Origin of the sequence: Stenotrophomonas sp. JAG2 (assembly GCF_041080745.1) — a bacterium.
GTDB lineage: Bacteria > Pseudomonadota > Gammaproteobacteria > Xanthomonadales > Xanthomonadaceae > Stenotrophomonas > Stenotrophomonas maltophilia_AA.
Genome location: NZ_JBEUMH010000012.1, coordinates 54,132 through 71,476, shown reverse-complemented (window position 1 = coordinate 71,476; position 17,345 = coordinate 54,132). Strand labels below are relative to the sequence as shown.

At 64.2% G+C, this 17,345-nt stretch carries 14 protein-coding genes; 12 read left to right on the top strand and 2 right to left on the bottom strand.

Annotated elements, in window-relative coordinates; translation table 11 throughout:
- The first annotated feature begins 52 nt into the window (after positions 1-52).
- Positions 53-841 (top strand): CHAD domain-containing protein, encoded by a 789-nt coding sequence (locus tag AB9O74_RS15330; protein ID WP_369349824.1) that lies wholly within the window; start codon positions 53-55, stop codon positions 839-841.
- Positions 842-859: 18 nt separating this feature from the next.
- On the opposite strand, the gene AB9O74_RS15325 is transcribed toward AB9O74_RS15330, so the two are convergent.
- Positions 860-3,607 carry a UvrD-helicase domain-containing protein gene (locus AB9O74_RS15325; RefSeq protein ID WP_369349823.1) on the bottom strand — a complete coding sequence of 916 codons (2,748 nt, stop codon included), beginning with the start codon at positions 3,605-3,607 and terminating at the stop codon, positions 860-862.
- A gap of 107 nt (positions 3,608-3,714) precedes the next feature.
- Positions 3,715-4,929 carry an MFS transporter gene (locus AB9O74_RS15320; RefSeq protein ID WP_176988612.1) on the bottom strand — a complete coding sequence of 405 codons (1,215 nt, stop codon included), beginning with the start codon at positions 4,927-4,929 and terminating at the stop codon, positions 3,715-3,717.
- A gap of 386 nt (positions 4,930-5,315) precedes the next feature.
- Here AB9O74_RS15320 and AB9O74_RS15315 point away from each other — a divergent pair, with 386 nt between their 5' ends.
- From AB9O74_RS15315 to AB9O74_RS15265, 11 genes are all read left to right on the top strand, one after another.
- Positions 5,316-6,992 carry a type IV secretory system conjugative DNA transfer family protein gene (locus AB9O74_RS15315; RefSeq protein WP_369349822.1) on the top strand — a complete coding sequence of 559 codons (1,677 nt, stop codon included), beginning with the start codon at positions 5,316-5,318 and terminating at the stop codon, positions 6,990-6,992.
- A gap of 437 nt (positions 6,993-7,429) precedes the next feature.
- Entirely contained in the window at positions 7,430-7,873 is a 444-nt protein-coding gene (locus AB9O74_RS15310) for a hypothetical protein (RefSeq protein ID WP_369349821.1), read from the top strand.
- An 89-nt stretch (positions 7,874-7,962) separates the two neighbouring features.
- Positions 7,963-9,045 carry a VirB8/TrbF family protein gene (locus AB9O74_RS15305; protein WP_369349820.1) on the top strand — a complete coding sequence of 361 codons (1,083 nt, stop codon included), beginning with the start codon at positions 7,963-7,965 and terminating at the stop codon, positions 9,043-9,045.
- Positions 9,042-9,821 carry a TrbG/VirB9 family P-type conjugative transfer protein gene (locus AB9O74_RS15300; protein WP_346477555.1) on the top strand — a complete coding sequence of 260 codons (780 nt, stop codon included), beginning with the start codon at positions 9,042-9,044 and terminating at the stop codon, positions 9,819-9,821. Before AB9O74_RS15305 ends, AB9O74_RS15300 begins: the two co-directional genes overlap by 4 nt.
- Positions 9,818-11,074 (top strand): TrbI/VirB10 family protein, encoded by a 1,257-nt coding sequence (locus AB9O74_RS15295; RefSeq protein ID WP_369349819.1) that lies wholly within the window; start codon positions 9,818-9,820, stop codon positions 11,072-11,074. The genes AB9O74_RS15300 and AB9O74_RS15295 overlap by 4 nt, the downstream gene beginning before the upstream one ends.
- 16 nt (positions 11,075-11,090) lie before the next feature.
- Positions 11,091-12,134 (top strand): P-type DNA transfer ATPase VirB11, encoded by a 1,044-nt coding sequence (virB11, locus tag AB9O74_RS15290; protein WP_369349818.1) that lies wholly within the window; start codon positions 11,091-11,093, stop codon positions 12,132-12,134.
- Positions 12,135-12,205: 71 nt separating this feature from the next.
- Positions 12,206-13,168 carry a transglycosylase SLT domain-containing protein gene (locus tag AB9O74_RS15285; protein ID WP_369349817.1) on the top strand — a complete coding sequence of 321 codons (963 nt, stop codon included), beginning with the start codon at positions 12,206-12,208 and terminating at the stop codon, positions 13,166-13,168.
- A gap of 73 nt (positions 13,169-13,241) precedes the next feature.
- Entirely contained in the window at positions 13,242-13,646 is a 405-nt protein-coding gene (locus tag AB9O74_RS15280) for a TrbC/VirB2 family protein (RefSeq protein ID WP_369349816.1), read from the top strand.
- Positions 13,639-13,947, top strand: coding sequence for a type IV secretion system protein VirB3 (locus AB9O74_RS15275; protein ID WP_369349815.1), 309 nt, complete (start codon positions 13,639-13,641; stop codon positions 13,945-13,947). Before AB9O74_RS15280 ends, AB9O74_RS15275 begins: the two co-directional genes overlap by 8 nt.
- Before the next feature lie 81 nt (positions 13,948-14,028).
- The gene (locus AB9O74_RS15270) at positions 14,029-16,476 is read left to right on the top strand and encodes a VirB4 family type IV secretion/conjugal transfer ATPase (protein ID WP_369349814.1); all 2,448 of its coding nucleotides are present in this window, start codon (positions 14,029-14,031) and stop codon (positions 16,474-16,476) included.
- Positions 16,473-17,321: a hypothetical protein gene (locus tag AB9O74_RS15265; protein WP_369349813.1), complete on the top strand. Its 849-nt coding sequence runs from the start codon at positions 16,473-16,475 to the stop codon at positions 17,319-17,321. Before AB9O74_RS15270 ends, AB9O74_RS15265 begins: the two co-directional genes overlap by 4 nt.
- Positions 17,322-17,345 lie beyond the last annotated feature (24 nt).

The window sequence follows — 17,345 nt, the reverse complement described above, 5'->3', positions numbered from 1 at the left end:
GGCGGCCCGCCGGCATGGGTACAATCCCCCGACGCCTCCGGGGGAAACCGCCATGTCGCCACCCGCCATCGGCCCTGCCGCCCGCGCACTGGCAGACCGTGAGTGCCGGGCCATCGCCGATGCGCTGGCGCTCCAGGCGGATGTCCACGACGCCGTGCATCGTGCACGCAAGACGATACGCCGCCTTCGCGCGCTGCTCGCGGTGCTGGCGAGCAGCCAACTTGAGACCGCCCGGACTGACGCGGCCCTGCGCCGGCTGGGGCAGGGATTGTCGGCATTGCGCGATGCCCATGTGGTGGTGGAGACCTGCCAGCACCTCGCCGCGCAGCATCCCGCCCGGCCGTGGAAGGACGTGTGCAGTCGGCTGACGGCGCGGCGCGACGTACTTCTCGCCCGGGCGCTGGCGCGGGACCCGGCGTTCGCACGCCGTCAGGCGGCACTGGTGCGTATCGCGGGTGACCTCCAGGCGCAGCCCTGGGAGGCGCTGAGAGCGCGTGATCTCCGCAAGGGTCTGGCGCGCAGCGAACGTCGTACCGCCAAGGCGGAGAAGCGCGCCGCCCGTACCGGGGATCCGGAGGACCTGCATCGCTGGCGCCGCAGAGTGCGTCGCCTGCGGATGCAGTTGGAGGCGTTGCCCGCGCTGGACAATGGGCTTGCGGCCTCGATCAAACGGAAAGGACCGGGTCACCAGGCGCGCGCCCTGCATGCGCTGGGCGATCAGCTTGGCAGGCAGCAGGACCAGCGGATGGTCCGCAATCTGGTGCGGGTGATGCCGGGTGTGCCGGAACGGCGTGCCTTGCTTGCGCAGATCGATGCCGCACTGGCCGCTTCACCCGGCTGAGCGGCGCAGGCGCAGCGCTCAGGCCCCCGCGACCGTACGCAATCCGGCTTGGTCGGCTGTCCTGGGCGGTTTGTACTCGCAGCGCGGATACCCCGAGCACGACTGGAACGCACCATACGGGCCGCTGCGCGCCACGATCACGCCCACCCTGCAGGCCGGGCATGCCTGCTCGTGGATCGTCTCACCGGCCATCGAGGTCACCCGCACCGCACCGTCATTGACCAGCTCGGTCAGGAAGGCGGAGCGGCGGCCCTGCACGGTGAACATCGCCACCGAGCGGCGCGCACGCGTCAGCGCGACATAGAACAGGCGGCGCTCCTCGCCGAGCGGATAGGGATCGCTGTCCGGCATCGCCAGGGTCAGGACCGGGTCATCGGCGCGGGTATTGGGGAAGCGGCGATCCAGCATGCCGGGCAGGATCACGTAGTCCGCCTCGGCCCCCTTGGAGCGGTGCGCGGTGAGGAAGCTGACCTCCATGAGCTGCCCATGGCGTGCGCGCCACGTGGCCGGCAGCAGGGCGCGGTCGGCGTTGTAGCGGCCGAGCACGAAGACGCTGACCTTGCCATCGCGGCCCGGCGGTACCTGGCCGCTCAGCAACTGCTGGTGCAGCTGCTGCAGATACTGCTCGACCGCGCCGGCCAGCCGGTCGCGCGAGGCCACCTGGAAGGCCTGCAGCACCGCGCCATACGCGGGCGTGACCGAGTGGACGTCCTTGGGGATCTGCGCCGGATTGCGTGACACGAAGGCACTGGAGACATCACACAGCGCCTGCGGGCAGCGGAAGGTCTGCTCGAGCTTGAGCACCTGGCCCTGTCCGAACCATGCCACGAAACCCGTCATGACCGACACGTCCGCACCGGCGAACCGGTTGATCGACTGCCAGTCATCGCCGACCGCGAACAGATGCCTGCCCGGTGCCTGTACCAGCGCACGGCACAGCCGCGCGCGGGCCCGCGAGGCATCCTGGAATTCGTCGGCCATCACCAGGTCGAACGGGGCCACGTAACGCCCCTGTTCCAGATGTTCGGCGGCCTGGTTGAGCATGTCCTCGAAGTCGATGCCGCCTTCGGCGACCAGCGCATCGTCCCAGCCCTCCAGGATCGGCAGGATCAGTTCGAGGAAGAGACGGTAACGGTGCTTGAAGTGATCGTCGGGCAGGCGGCGCAGGCGCTCGACCATGTCCTGCACGCGCAGCCCGTTGCTCTTGGCATGGCTGATGAAGGTGCGCACCAGGCCGATAAGTTCCGTATCCGGCATCGGCGTCGCACCGCCTTCGGGCAGCACGCGGTCAGGATTCGGATCGAGCACGACACCACGCCGTGACAGCGCCTCGCCCAGCCGCACGAACAGTTCGCCGGTACGCAGCTGGTGGGAGGTGGTTTCGATCCGCTCGGTGCCGTGACGGGCGCCTTGGCGGCCCTCGTGATGCGCCGGCGCACGGCCGTGAACGTCCGGGGCGAGGTGATCGTGATGCAGCGCAATGCCTGGATAGTGGAAATCCGGGCGGTACTGGCGATACTCGTCCGTCCCGGCATCGAATGTGTCGCGTCGTGCATAAACGTACTCCACGCCGCTGTAGAACAGCCAGTCGGCGATCACGCACTCCTCGATGCTGCGCGCGCGCTCGCCGCGCAGCGTCCGCACGTACCCCTGGCCGTCCTTGTCCCATTCCTCGGCGTCCAGCGCACCGCCGATGACGGGCAGATCGCGGCCGAACACCAACCGGAACATGTCCCACTGCGTGCGGAAATGCAGGGAGCGGTCTTTCAGCGCATCGATGACCTCGGCCAGCCGATGGAAGCCCTGCGTCGCGTCGACCGCCCAGTCCGGCACCTGCGGCATCCGCCCGGTTGCCTGGGCGATGATGTGCCGGCCCAGCGCATGGAACGTGCGCGCTTCCACCCGCACCCCGTCCAGGCCGACGCGCGCGAAGGCCCGGTCGGCACGCGCCAGCAGTTCGGCCGCGGCGTCCTTGTTGAAGGCGAGCATGACGATCCGTTCGGGTGCGACCAGACCGCGTTCGATGGCGTAGGCCGCCTTGGCGACCATGGTCGAGGTCTTGCCCGAGCCGGCCGCGGCCACCACCTGGACGCGGTTGTCGAAGCAGATCACCGCGCGGGCCTGCTCATCGGTGAGGGGGCGGCTTTCGACACGGTCCAGCAGCGGGCGGCTGGCGATCCGCTCGCGCGCCTGATGCGCTTCATTGCGACGCGCCCACATCGCTGGCCAATCGGCCAGCCACAGCATCAGCGCTTCCTCGATGGCCGAGGGGTCGCCATCCAGTTCGCTGCGCAAGCCGGCGTCATCGAACACCGCCCACAGCGCTTCTTCATCGAGCGGCAGGGTGGGGCGCGCCTGCAGCAGGGCCTGCTGCTGCTCGTGGGTCAGCCACAACGACTCGTCGTCGGCCAGATCGGTGGCGGTCTGCACCTGCGTGAGCCAGTGCTGGATCGCGGCGTGGGCCTGTCCGAACAAGGCGACATGGTCACGCTGGCGCTGGGTTCCACGTCGCGCGTCCAGTGCCGCCACCAAGCCGCGGGCGGACGCCGCTGACAGGCCGCCGAGCGTCAACGGGGCGTGGCCCTCGCGATGCAGGGTGAGGTGCGCCCAGGGCAGGCGCGGGTGCACCTGCAGCGCGTCCAGCGGCGCGTGATAGAGCTGACCGTCGACGGTCAGAACCAGCTGTTCGTCTGCCAGGCGCAGCTGCCAGTGCGGCGATCGCGTCAGGCGTTGACCCCAGTGGCTCGGGGCCCATTCGTACGTCATCGGAGCTTCCAGGTGCGGCCCTCGTGGCGGCCGTGGCCGTGACAGCACGAGTGGCGCGGTGTGAGCGGACACCCATGATAGGGGAAATAAAAAAAATCCCCGCGCGCTTACTGCTGCAGCACCGGCGCGCTGCGCGAGCGGCGGTCCACCAGCATCGCCACGCCCCACAGCAGCAGGCCACCCAGCGCGGTCGCCGCACCGACGTAGCCGGTCACGGCAGGGCTGAAGCCGGCGCCGATGGCCATGCCACCGAACCACGGGCCGAGCGCATTGGCGGTATTGAAGGCCGCATGGTTGGAGGCCGCGGCCAGCGTCTGCGCTTCACCGGCGACATCCATCAGGCGGGTCTGCAATACGGCCGCCAGCGCACCCATGGTGCCGACCGCGATGATCATCGGGAACACGCTCCACACCGACTGCGCGGCGATCGGGAAGGCCAGCAGCACGATGATCGACCAGACCAGCACCACGGCCGCCGCGCGGAACTGGAAGCGGTCCACCAGCCAGCCGCCGGCCACGTTGCCGATGATCGCGCCGATGCCGAAGATGCCCACGGCCAGTGGCATCCACGATTCGGCCAGGCCGGTGACCTGCACCAGGGTCGGGGCGAGGTAGGTGAACACGCAGAACATGCCGGCAAAGCCGACCGAGCCGATCGCCAGTGCCAGCCACACCTGGGTGCGGTTGAAGGCGCGCAGCTCGCGCATCGGCGAGGTCCGGACTTCATCCGGATCGGGCAGCAGGAAGCGCGCGATCATCGCCACGGTGGCGATCGCCAGCACGCTGACCAGGGCGAACGCGGTGCGCCAGCTGACCTGCTGGCCGAGCCAGGTGGTCAGCGGATTGCCGACGAGGATCGCGACCGACAGGCCGAGCAGCACCTTCGATACCGCCGCGCCGCGCTGGGCGGGCGGACTGATCGCGGCGGCCACCAGCATCGCCACGCCGAAGTAGGCGCCATGCGGCAGGCCGGCGACGAAGCGCGCGAGCAGCATCGTGCCGTAGTTCGGCGCCAGTGCGCTGGCCAGGTTGCCGATCGCGTAGAAGCCCATCAGGGCGAGCAGCAGGCTGCGCCGGGCGAAACCGGCACCGGCGAAGGCCAGCACCGGCGCACCAACCACCACGCCGATGGCGTAGGCGCTGATCAGGTGGCCGACCTGGGTCTCGCTGATCGACAGCCCACGGCTGATCTCCAGCATCAGTCCCATGCTGGCGAACTCGCTGGTACCGATGGCAAAGCCGCCCAGCGACAAGGCCAGCAGGATCAGGGTGCGCTCGCGCGGCGAGAGCCGGGCGGCCAGGGAAACGGGGGAGGAGCTCATGCGGCAGGACGTGACCAGAAGGCGGCCGCCTATTGTACTGCTGCGGCGCAACATACTGCCGACCCCTGCGCTGGGATGCTGTGGTGCGTGAAGGCCGTGATCTCCCGCAGGCCCTGTCGGCGCAGCCCCATGATGCAGGGTAGCCCTGACATATCCGCCCGTGTACAGTCCGGGCGATGGGTCCGGCTACGCCGTGTTCACGTCCGAACGGCAAGGATCACCCCCCGCTGCTGTCGCTGGAAACAGGGGCGCAGCGAAGGGTCGTTGTTGTGGGGACGCGACGACGGGACGCGTACGCAGGACGATGTGAAAGAAACGCGTACGGTGCGACCCAGGCGCCGGCGCAGGCCGTAGCGCCCTGTGGGGCGCGTCATGGAGGATAGGGTTTGTCCACGCAGAAGATTGTTGTTCCCGCCGTCGTCATCGTGTTGACCGTGATTGCCGGCTACTGCCTTGCCGGGTATCTCACCTTGTTGTTGCTGGGCCTGGATACCGGGCTGTTCAAGTGGAACACCTATCTGCAGTACCTGCAGGCATTGGATCAGCCGGCCGTGGCGCCGTACGTCACCAAGATCAAGCTGGCCGGCGTGGTCGGTTTCGGGCTGCCGCTGCTGCTGTCCCTGGTCGCGATGTTCCTGATGTTCCGGTCGAAAAAGACCTCGCTGCACGGTGACGCGCGCTTTGCCCAGGCTGCCGACCTGGCCAGGCACGGGCTGTTCAAGAAGACCGGCAACGGCATCGTGGTAGGCAGCTTCGGCGGCAAGCTGGTGCGCCTGAGTGGCCAGCAGTTCGTGATCCTGGCCGCCCCGACCCGCTCGGGCAAGGGCGTGGGCGTGGTCATCCCCAACCTGCTCGAGTACGACGAGTCGGTGGTCGTGCTGGACATCAAGCAGGAGAACTTCGACCTGACCAGCGGCTGGCGGGCCAGCCAGGGCCAAGAAGTCTTCCTGTTCAATCCTTTCGCTGAAGACCGCCGTACCCATCGCTGGAACCCGCTCAGCTATGTTTCCGACGACCCGGCCTTCCGCGTCTCCGAGCTGATGAGCATCGCCGCGATGCTGTACCCGGACGGATCGGACGATCAGAAATTCTGGGTCAGCCAGGCGCGCAACGCGTTCATGGCCTTCAGCCTGTACCTGTTCGAGAACCGCGACGATGCGCGCAGCAACGGCTTCCCCGGCGAGGCGCAGGACATGCCCACCCTGGGCGCGCTGTTCCGCCTGTCCACCGGCGATGGCAGCGACCTCCGGAAGTACCTGCAACGCCTGGCCAGCCAGACCTACCTGAGTGGCAACGCCAAGTCGGCGTTCGCCAACCTGCTGTCCCAGGCCGATGAGACGTTCGCTTCGATCATGGGCACCTTCAAGGAGCCACTCAACGCCTGGATCAACCCGGTGCTGGACAAGGCCACCAGCGGCAACGACTTCCTGCTGACCGACCTGCGCAAGAAGAAGATGACCATCTATATCGGCATCCAGCCCAACAAGCTGGCCGAAAGCCGCCTGATCATCAACCTGTTCTTCAGCCAGATCATCAACCTCAACACCAAGGAACTGCCCAAGTCCAACCCGGACCTGAAGTACCAGTGCCTGCTGTTGATGGACGAATTCACTGCGATCGGCAAGGTCGACATCATTGCCTCGGCGGTGTCCTACATGGCCGGCTACAACGTGCGTCTGCTGCCGATCATCCAGAGCATGGCCCAGCTCGATGCCACCTATGGCCGGGATGTGTCGCGCACCATCATCACCAACCATGCCCTGCAGATCCTGTACGCGCCGCGGGAGCAGCAGGATGCCAACGACTACTCGGAGATGCTCGGCTACACGACCATCCGCAGGAAGAACGTCACCCACGCCCGCGAGAAGACCCACAGCTTCACCGAGGAGCGGCGCGCGCTGATGCTGCCGCAGGAGCTCAAGGCAATGGGCAACGATCACGAGGTGTTCCTGTACGAGGGCATCCCGCACCCTGTGAAATGCGACAAGATCAAGTACTACAAGGATCGCTATTTCACCTCGCGCCTGCTGCCGAAGACTTCCGTCCCGAGCCTCGATATTTGATCAGCTTGGCATCAATTATGTGATGCACGTCAAAGAAATGATGTTTGAAAACGTTTTTTTGCTCGAGATTTGACGCGGAATTGACTGTCGCTTATGGCATCTTGTTCATGATGGTGAGCTGCTTTCGTCGTCGACTTCTGTCTGGCATGCGACGCGGAGGCAGTGCATCGAATCATTGCAGGGACGTCATGGACGGCATTGTTGAAGGGATGTGGATGTGGGGCGATGGGGCCGGGCGATACGCCCGGGGCGCCTGCACATCGGTACATGCAACCATGGGCTGCACAAGCGGGCGGGGGCCGATCGCAGTAGTCCAGGATGTTTCACCACTCCATCTGCCATAGCCAACTGCCTCCGGGTCCTCATCCGCCCGGTGTAGTGAGTTGCTGCCAGTCAATCGAATCAAGCCGCATTACGTACGTCATAGGGAAGTCCGTATGAAGCAAGCGTATCTGTCACAGGGATTCATCGCCGTCGCCGCCGCACTGATGCTGGCCGGCTGTGCCACCAAGCCGGCCCCGGATATCGGCGGCCGCTGGAAGCCGGTCAACCGCTTCGCCAGCACCACCATGGAAATTCCGCTGTACACCAGTTACGTGTACCAGGCCACGCCGATGGACGGCACGCTGAAGACCATGCTGGAACGCTGGGCCAAGGATTCGGGCATGACCCTGGATTACCGGATCAGCTCGGACTACACGCTCTACGGTGCCGTCTCCGGCATCGGGACCACCAATCCACAGCAGGCGATGGTCGACCTCAGCTCCGCCTATGCGGCGCAGGGCGTGTCGGTGTCCATCGTCGGCAACCAGATTGTCGTGCAGGCCGCTGCGTCGCCCACCGTTTCGGCGGCTGCGGCCGACGCGACCAGCGGCAGCTGACGCGGGTCCAGTATCGGTAAACGTGATGCTCCCCGCGTACCGCGCAGGGGTGCCGCGCCCATTGACGTTCCAGTAGTACGGATGAACCCATGTTCCGAAAGAAGGAAACAGGCAGCAGCCAGAAGGTCGACCAGGCGGTCGCCAAAGCGGTGAGCTACGAGCTGACCGTGGCCGACATGGCACGCCGCAGCGAGCGCCGCGCATGGTGGGTGGCCACGGCCTCGCTGGTGATGTCGCTGGCCCTGGCCGGCGGCTATTACTACATGCTGCCGCTGAAGGAGAAGGTACCGTTCCTGGTGATGGCCGATGCCTATACCGGTACGGCGACCGTGGCGCGGCTCACCGGAAACTTCGAGAACCAATCCATCACCGCCAGCGATGCGATCAACCGCAGCAACGTGGCGCAGTACGTGATGGCGCGTGAGTCCTATGACTTCGCGGTGATGGGGTTGCGCGACTGGCAGTTGGTCTTCGTGATGTCTGATGACCTGGTCAGCGGTTCGTTGAGGGCGCGTTACGCCAACAACAACCCGCAGAGCCCGTTCAACATGTACGGCAAGGAGCGCGCGATCCGGGTCAAGATCCTCAGCATCACACCGCTGGAGGTGCAGGCCAATGGCGGCTTCCGCGGCGCTTCGGTGCGTATCCAGCGCAGCCTCTACGACAAGACCAAGGCGACCACCACCTATCTGGACAACCAGTTGGTGACGCTGCGCTTCCGCTATGTGCCGAACCTGGCCCTGAACGAACAGGAGCGCATCCTGAATCCGCTCAGCTTCCAGGTGTTCGAGTATCGCGTGGACAACGATTACTCACGCGGCGTGCCCGGCCCGGACCAGGCCGCATTGCAGCAGCAGGCCGCCCAGGCCCAGCAGATCGCCCAGCAGGGCGTGTACGACCCGAACAACCCGGCGGCAGCGACCATGGTGATCGACCCGACCACCGGGCAGCCGATGGTGGTGCCGACACCCGGCGCTCCAGGGCAGGCCTATCCGGGCCAACCCGTGCCGGGCCAACCGGTGCAGGGCGTGCCGCCGGTTCCGGGGCAGCAGATCCAGGGCCAGGGGATGCCTGGCCAGGCAATGCCGGGGCAGGCAGTGCCCGGACAGCCGGCAATGACGCCGGCGCAGAACAATTCCACCGGAAGTGCTGATGGAGCAAGCAACCGATGAGTAGTCGAAAAGTCAGAGGGCGCGCATGGGCGTTGGTGTCGATGCTGTCATTGTTGTTCTCCGCGTCCGCGTTCGCGCAGGCAGTGGACTATTACGAGTATGAAAAGGACCGCATCTACCCGGTGCGTACCGGCCTGGGCCTGACCACCCAGATCGAATTGAGCCCGGACGAGAAGATCCTCGACTACAGCACTGGCTTCAGCAGCGGCTGGGAGCTGACCCGTCGCGAGAACGTCTTCTATCTCAAGCCCAAGAACGTCGACGTCGACACCAACATGATGGTGCGCACCGAGACCCATTCCTACATCTTCGAGCTGAAGGTGGTGGCCACCGATTGGCGCCAGCTGGAACAGGCCCGTCGAGCCGGTGTGCAGTACAAGATCGCCTTCAATTATCCGGCCGATACCGAATTCGGCATTGCGCAGGAGGCCGTGAAGGAGGAAGCCAAGCCGCTGCTCAGCACCGAGCTGGCCAAGGATCGGCAGTACAACTTCGATTATTCCTATTCGACCCGGCGGGCCAAGAAGATGGGTTGGCTGGTTCCGGTCAATGCGTATGACGATGGTCGTTTCACCTACCTGCGTCTGCCCAATTCGCCTGAGTTCAAGACCGGCATCTTCCCGGCGGTGTTCGGACGGGATACCGAATACGGTGAAGACTTCGTGGTCAATACGACCGTGGAAGGCAACAACCTGATCGTCCACGGGACCTACCCGTACCTGGTCATCCGCCACGGCGAGTTCGTCGTCGGCCTGCGAAGGAACGTCAAGAAATGAGCCAGAACAACACTCCCGGAAACGATCCGAACGACGGACGCGACGAGAGCCAGGGCCATCACGGCGCAGGCAATGGGGCGCCCGATTCACCCTCCAATCCATACTTCGGGCAGGCGCAGGCCCAGCCGGCTCCCGATCTGGATGCCAGCGCACCGACGCTGCGTTCGGCCGAAGAGCAGCGCCTGAACCGCAAGGCCCTGGTGTTCATGGGCGGCATCCTGCTGCTGCTGATCGGCGTGGGTTACATGGTGTTCCACAAGTCGCGCAATGACGAGGGGCCGGCTGCGGTGCGCGAAACAGCGCGTGCGGCCACTCCGGAACTGCCCAGCTTTGGTCCGGCCGCGCAGCCGCAGGTCCAGACTCAGGCCGACCCGATCCCGATGCTGCCAGCCCTGCCGCCGGACCAGGATCAGACCCGGCTGATACCGATCGCCCCGCCGGAACCGGTGATGCCGCGCGGCCCGACGCTGCTGGATCGGCGCATCGCCGGTTCAGAGGATGCGGCTTCGGCCGCTGGCAACCGCCAGGCGCCGCAGCGCAGTGCGCTTGACGAAGCTACGCGGCAGGCATTGTTGTCCAACATGCCGGGCATGCAGTCCAGCGAGGCGGGCAAAGTGCGGCGTGGCCCGGATGTCGAGGACGTTTCCAATGCAAGTTTCATCCGCAGCCCGGATGCCTTGCTGGTGCGCGGCACCTATCTGCGCTGCGTACTGGAAACCCGCATCATCACCGACTACGCCGGCTACACGTCGTGCCTGCTGACCGAGCCGGTGTACTCGATCAACGGTCGCAGCCTGCTGCTGCCGAAGGGCTCCAAGATCTATGGCAGCTACGGCGGCCGCCCGACCGGCAAGCGTGTGGAGGTGATCTGGGATCGCATCACCACGCCCAATGGCCTGGACGTGGCCATGTCCAGCCCGGGTATCGATGGGCTGGGCAGTGCGGGCCATCCGGGCCAGTACGACGCCCATTGGGGCGCGCGCATTGGCTCGGCGCTGATGATCAGCCTGATTGCCGACGCCTTCAAGTACGCCGCCGCCGAGAACGGCCCGGAAACCACCACAGTCACCGGCAGCGGTCTGGCGGTACAGTCGCCGTATGAGAGCGCCACGGCGCGGACCATGGAGCGGCTGGCTGGCGAGGCGCTCAGCGAGCGCAGTCCGCCGACCGTGACCATCAACCAGGGTACCGTGCTTGCCGTGTATGTCGCCAAGGATGTCGACTTCGCCGATGTGCTGGCACCGCGACGTTGATCGAGTGAACTGAATCATGGATGCCGAAGTGGCCCCCCTAGCTCTGGTTTCAAGCGATTTCCTGCGCTATCAGTACGAAGTGCTGGGCATCGCCGAGTACATGAATTCGCCGGAGGTGACGGAAATCTGCATCAACCGTCCCGGCGAGCTGTACCTGGAAACCCGGGCAGGGTGGCAGTGGGTGGAGGTGCCGGGACTGACCTTCGAGCGGGCCCGGCAGTTCTGCACCGCGGTGGTGAACGAAAGCAATACCGGCCAGCGCATCACCGATGCCGACCCGGTCGTGTCGTTGACTTTTCCGACCGGTCAGCGCGCCCAGTTCGTGATTCCGCCAGCGTGTGATGCCGGCAAGGTGTCGATCACCATCCGTTTGCCGTCCAAGCACACCAAGACGCTCAGCCAGTACAACGAGGACGGTTTCTTCAACCAGATCCTCGAGCAGGACGGCAGCATCAGCGAGCATGACCGTGAGCTGCTGGAGCTGCGCCAGTCGCGCGACTACGCCGAGTTCTTCCGGCGTGCGGTGATATACCGCAAGAACATCGTGGTGTCCGGTGCCACCGGCAGCGGCAAGACCACCTTCATGAAGGCACTGGTCAACCACATCCCCGATGAAGAGCGCCTGGTCACCATCGAGGATGCGCGCGAGCTGTTCATCAGCCAGCCCAACGTCGTGCATCTGCTGTACTCCAAGGGCGGGCAGAGCGCCAGCAACGTCACCGCCAAGAGTTGCATGGAAGCGTGCCTGCGCATGAAGCCCGAACGCATCATCCTGGCCGAGCTGCGTGGCGACGAGGCGTTCTACTTCATCCGCAACTGCGCCTCCGGCCATCCCGGTTCGATCACCAGCTGCCACGCCGGCAGCCCGGAACAGACCTGGGACCAGCTGGCGCTGATGGTGAAGGCATCCAGCGAAGGCTCCGGGCTGGAGTTCGCGGTGATCAAGCGGCTGCTGATGATGACCATCGATATCGTCGTGCATATCAAGGCGCACGTTGGGTCGCGCTACATCACCGGCATTGATTTCAATCCCGGCCGTGCGCAGGGACAGGAGGGCTGAACGATGAACGACATGACGACCGGACATGGCTGTGTCCACCCCACCTCGAGGGCGCGCTGATGCTGCCTGGCATGGAAGTGCTTGCGTGCCCGGAGATGGCCGTCTCGATGGACGTGATGAAGCACGTCATCAATGTCGAATCTTCCCGCAATCCCTACGCCATCGGTGTGGTGGGAGGGGCCCTGGTGCGCCAGCCCACGCAGCTGGAAGAAGCCCTGTCCACCGTGCGCATGCTGGAGGAGAAGGGCTACAACTTCTCCATCGGGCTGGCCCAGGTCAACCGCTACAACCTGGCCAAGTACGGCTTGGATTCCTATGAGAAGGCATTCCAGCAATGCCCGAACCTGGTAGCCGGCTCGCGGATTCTCGCCGAATGCTACAAGCGGTCCGGCGGCGACTGGGGCAAGTCGTTCAGCTGCTACTACTCGGGCAACTTCACCACCGGCTTCCGCCACGGTTACGTGCAGAAGGTGTTCGACTCGATCCAGCGCGGGCAACAGCTGGCCTCGGCCGGCGGCGTCGCGCCGATCGACGTGGTCAGCCGCGGCAGCCGGCGTACGGTCAAGGTCGAGCATCACCCGCGGGAGGTCTCGGCGGCACAGTCTCGCATCGTTGCCCAGGCCGATGGGCCACTGTATGCGCCCCAGCCGCCGGTCGACCCGGCGCGGGCGTATGTGGTGTATCCCTCGACCAGCGCCATGGCACGTGGCGCGTTGGTCAATCTTGCCGACCAGGCGCTGTCGCGGGTGGTATTGGGCGCGGTGGACCGCGCCGGTACGGCAGCCCCTGTCCAGCAGGGCGCTTCACCGTATGCGCAGTACCCGCAGGACGTGCAGGAGGCGTTGAGCCAGGCCGGTGCACCGCCGATACCGCAGGCGCCTGCGGGGAGCGCCGCGCAGCAGGCTGGCCAGCCGGTAATGCTGCGGCCATGGAATGAACGCAGCACGCCGGCTGCCTTGCCCAGCCAGAACGGTGAAGCAATCAGGCAGCCGGAGCAACAGATTCCCGCAGGGGATGCGGCCTTCGTTTTCTGACGAAGTCGTGGCGTGGCCAGGCCCTCGACTGGTCAATTGAGTTATGTACGTTCAACTACAAGGAAACCCACCCATGAAGCGTTCCAATCTCGACCTCATCCACGCCCAGCGTCTGCTCAAGTCCGCGTCAATGGCCGTGCTGTTCGTCGGCGCGGTGTTCGTGCCGGAAGTACTGGCCCAGGGCACGCCCAACTTCGGCGGCACCGATGACAAGGTGTGCGGCTTCTTCAGTAATATCAATGGTCTGCTGAACATCGCGTCGATCGCCGTGGTCACCATCGCGGTCATCTTCGCCGGCTACCAGATCGCGTTCGCCCACAAGCGCATTGCCGACGTTGCTCCGATCCTGATCGGTGGCCTGCTGATCGGTGCGGCCGGCCAGATCGCCAAGATGCTGCTGGGCGACAGCTCCAGCAGCAGCTGCGGCGGCACCACCACCGTGATGATCGACCAGGCGCTGCTGTACTACAGTGCATAAGAACGTCGTCTTCCGGGGTTGTACGCGCCCAGCGATGTTTCTGGGCGTGCCCTACATGCCGTTTTTCGTTGTGATCGGTGGTTTGTTCCTGTTGAGCGTCTACACGAACTTCTGGTACCTGCTGTCCATTCCGGTCGCGATCTTCATCATGCGGAACATGGCCAAGCGCGATGAGATGATTTTCCGGCTGCTTGGTCTGCGCCTGCACTTCAAGCTGAAGGCGCGCAACGTGCAGGACCACGATGGCATGTGGGTGTTCAGCCCCAATCACTACCGTACCAAGCCGGCCCCCAAGGATTGAGGCGCCGGATCATCCCGGGCAGGCAGCCGCCTGCCCGGGTTGTCCTGGAAATGTCGCAGTACCCTCTACGGAAGCAGTCCCATGTTCAGCCCCGATACCTCCATCGCAGAGTTCATCCCGCTGTCATCGCACGTCTCGGCGAACGTGGTCAAAACCACGGGCGGTGATTACCTGTTGACCTGGCATCTGGAAGGCCTGCCCTTTGTCGGGCGCGAAGAGTGGGAGCTGGAGCACAAGCACAACACCTTCAACCGCCTGCTGCAGACACTGCGCGCACCGGATTTCGTCAATGTGGCCTTCTGGGTCCACGACCTGCGCCGCCGTCGCACGTTGAAGGATCGCAGCTCGTTCAAGCAGACGTTCAACCAGGACGTGTCCGACCAGTACATGGGAATGCTGTCCTCGCAGCGGATCATGCAGAACGAGCTGTACCTGACCATGATCTACCGGCCGGTAGTGGGGGGGAAGCGTCTCGTCGAAAAGTCCGCCAATGTATCCAAACTACAAGCGGAGCAGGACCAGGCCGTCGACAAGCTGATGGAACTGGCCGGCAACGTCGAAGCCGTGATCCGTGACTACGCACCGTATCGCCTCGGCATGTATGAAGCCAAGAATGGCATCGTATTCTCCGAGACCCTGGAATTCTTCGGTTATCTGATCAACCGCATCGACGAGCCGGTACCCGTGCTCTCTGCTCCGATCAAGGATTACCTCCCGGTCAGCCGACACATGTTCTCGGCCAAGACCGGCGATTTCGTGATCGCCACGCCCCACGGTGTCAATCACTTCGGTGCCATCCTCAATATCAAGGAATACGCTGAAGGAACCTATCCGGGCATCCTCAATGGCCTGAAGTATCTTGATTTCGAGTATGTGATCACCCATTCGTTCAGCCCGATGGGCCGCCAGGACGCGCTCAAGGTGCTGGACCGCACCAAGGGCATGATGATCTCTTCCGGTGACAAGGCGGTCAGTCAGATCATTGAGCTGGACCAGGCCATGGACCAATTGTCCTCGGGCAACTTCGTGCTGGGCGAGTACCACTACACCCTCGCCGTGTACGGCGACAGCCAGGCCAAGCTCTCCCAGAACGTGGCTGCCACGCGTGCAGAACTCTCCAACGCAGGGTTCATCTCGGTCAAGGAAGACTTGGCCGTCACCTCGTCGTTCTATGCGCAGATTCCCGGCAACTGGCGCTATCGCACCCGCTTGGCCAACCTGAGTTCACTGAACTTCCTGGGCCTGTCGCCGCTGCACAACTTTGCCACCGGCAAACAGCACAACAACCCGTGGGGCGACTGCGTGACCACCCTGCAGACCACCAACGGGCAGCCGTACTATTTCAATTTCCACGCCACCCACCCCTCGGAAAACTCGCTGGGTGAGAAGGCGATCGCCAACACCATGGTGATCGGCAAGTCCGGCACCGGTAAAACCGCGTTGATCAACTTCCTGCTCAGCCAGGTGCAGAAGTACGACCCATCGCCGACCATCTTCTTCTTCGACAAGGACCGCGGCGCGGAAATCTTCGTGCGTGCCTGCGGGGGCAACTATCTGGCGCTGGAGAATGGCGCGGCGACCGGCTTCAACCCGTTCCAGTGCGAACGCAACGAAGCAAACGTGCAGTTCCTGTCCGACCTGATCAAGGTACTGGCCGGAAAGCGCGAGTACAGCTCGCGCGAGGAAGAGGACATCTTCCGCGGCGTGGAGAACATGCTCGACACCCCGATGCACCTGCGCAGCATGTCCAACTTCCAGAAGAGCCTGCCCAACATGGGCGACGACGGCCTATATGCGCGGATGCGCCGCTGGACCTCGGGCAACTCGCTGGGCTGGGTGTTCGACAACCCGGTCGATACCATCGACCTGAGCCGGGCCAACATCATCGGCTTCGACTACACCGACATCATCGACAACCCCGAGGTGCGGGTGCCGGTGATCAACTACCTGCTGCACAAGCTGGAATCGCTGATCGACGGGCGGCGTCTGATCTATGTGATGGACGAGTTCTGGAAAATCCTGGACGGCGAGGGTGGCCTGAAAGAGTTCGCCAAGAACAAGCAGAAGACCATCCGTAAACAGAACGGCATGGGCATTTTCGCCACCCAGAGCCCGGAAGACGCGCTCAAGAGCGACATCTCCGCCGCGCTGATCGAGCAGACCGCCACCCTGATCCTGCTGCCCAATCCCAACGCCAGCAAGAGCGACTACATGGATGGGCTGAAGCTGACAGAGGCCGAGTTCCGCGTGGTGACCGCGCTGGACGAACGCTCGCGCTGCTTCCTGGTCAAGCAGGGGCATGCATCTAGCGTGTGCCAGCTCAACCTGCGTGGCATGGACGACATCCTGTCGGTGATTTCGGCATCCACCGATAACATTGACATCATGCACCGCGTGCTGTCCGATGCGGCCGCCCGTGAAAAAGTGCTTGAGTCCGAACTGACGCCGGAGCAGTGGTTGAGTGAGTTCTATCGAAAGCGAAAAGGCTCGGGAAAGCCGGCATCCAACAGCCAGGAGGCCGTTGCATGAACAGCATCGTGAATCCGCCGACAAGACACCAGTCAAAATTGATGGAGAAGAACATGGACAACGTGACCCGCCAGAAGAAGAGCCGTTCCGCCACCACCCGTTTCCGTTCGACAGTGATGGCGATGTCGCTGGGCGGCATGCTCGTCATGCCGGTGCAGGCCTACACGCTGCCGGTGGTTGAGATCGGTATGAACCTGTTCAACAGCACGTTGACCGAAGTGAACACCCTGGCAACCCAGGCCCAGGCGGTTATCGAGTATGGCGAGCAGGCCTATCGCTACGCCGAAACGGTGTCCAACTGGGCACAGAAACTGGCCAGGTTCCAGCAGATCATCGCGTCGCCCATCATGCCGACCGGCGTGAAGCTCACCACGGTCCCGGCTGATTTCAATGTCGAGGCGCGCTGTGGTACTGGGTCCATTTTGAGCGTATCCGGGCTGATGGGTGCGCTGAACCTGAATCCGGGCGGAGATATCGCGGCGCAGCAACGCAACATCTGTGCTGCGATCCAGATGCTCGAGAACCGGAAGTACAACGAAACGGTCGAAGTCGTGCAGAAGACCATGCCTGACATGCGCAAGGTGCTCGACCGGATCAAAGAAATCCGCATGTTGTTCAACACAGAAGGTGCCATGAGCGAGACGATGGCCAACGTCGCCGTCTCCAATGCCTACATGGAGAGGGACTTCAGCACGTGGGACAAGCAGATCGAAATGTACGACAAGCAGATCAAGGCGCTTACCAGCCAGCAGCAGATCCTGACCCGGATGACGCTCAAGGGAGCGCCAAGCCCGCTCGGCACCGTGGTGAAGACCGCGACGCTCAAAGCAGCGTTGTCGCTGTAACACGGATTCGGATCGGGACGGATC

Bases quoted from the DNA above. Each gene is read 5' to 3' on its own strand.
- AB9O74_RS15285 (WP_369349817.1), top strand. From the start codon at position 12,206: ATGGAAGTGCTTGCGTGCCCGGAGATGGCCGTCTCGATGGACGTGATG.
- virB11 (WP_369349818.1), top strand. From the start codon at position 11,091: ATGGATGCCGAAGTGGCCCCCCTAGCTCTGGTTTCAAGCGATTTCCTG.
- AB9O74_RS15300 (WP_346477555.1), top strand. From the start codon at position 9,042: ATGAGTAGTCGAAAAGTCAGAGGGCGCGCATGGGCGTTGGTGTCGATG.
- AB9O74_RS15265 (WP_369349813.1), top strand. From the start codon at position 16,473: ATGAACAGCATCGTGAATCCGCCGACAAGACACCAGTCAAAATTGATG.
- AB9O74_RS15280 (WP_369349816.1), top strand. From the start codon at position 13,242: ATGAAGCGTTCCAATCTCGACCTCATCCACGCCCAGCGTCTGCTCAAG.
- AB9O74_RS15305 (WP_369349820.1), top strand. From the start codon at position 7,963: ATGTTCCGAAAGAAGGAAACAGGCAGCAGCCAGAAGGTCGACCAGGCG.
- AB9O74_RS15330 (WP_369349824.1), top strand. From the start codon at position 53: ATGTCGCCACCCGCCATCGGCCCTGCCGCCCGCGCACTGGCAGACCGT.
- AB9O74_RS15310 (WP_369349821.1), top strand. From the start codon at position 7,430: ATGAAGCAAGCGTATCTGTCACAGGGATTCATCGCCGTCGCCGCCGCA.
- AB9O74_RS15320 (WP_176988612.1), bottom strand. From the start codon at position 4,929: ATGAGCTCCTCCCCCGTTTCCCTGGCCGCCCGGCTCTCGCCGCGCGAG.
- AB9O74_RS15270 (WP_369349814.1), top strand. From the start codon at position 14,029: ATGTTCAGCCCCGATACCTCCATCGCAGAGTTCATCCCGCTGTCATCG.
- AB9O74_RS15325 (WP_369349823.1), bottom strand. From the start codon at position 3,607: ATGACGTACGAATGGGCCCCGAGCCACTGGGGTCAACGCCTGACGCGA.
- AB9O74_RS15295 (WP_369349819.1), top strand. From the start codon at position 9,818: ATGAGCCAGAACAACACTCCCGGAAACGATCCGAACGACGGACGCGAC.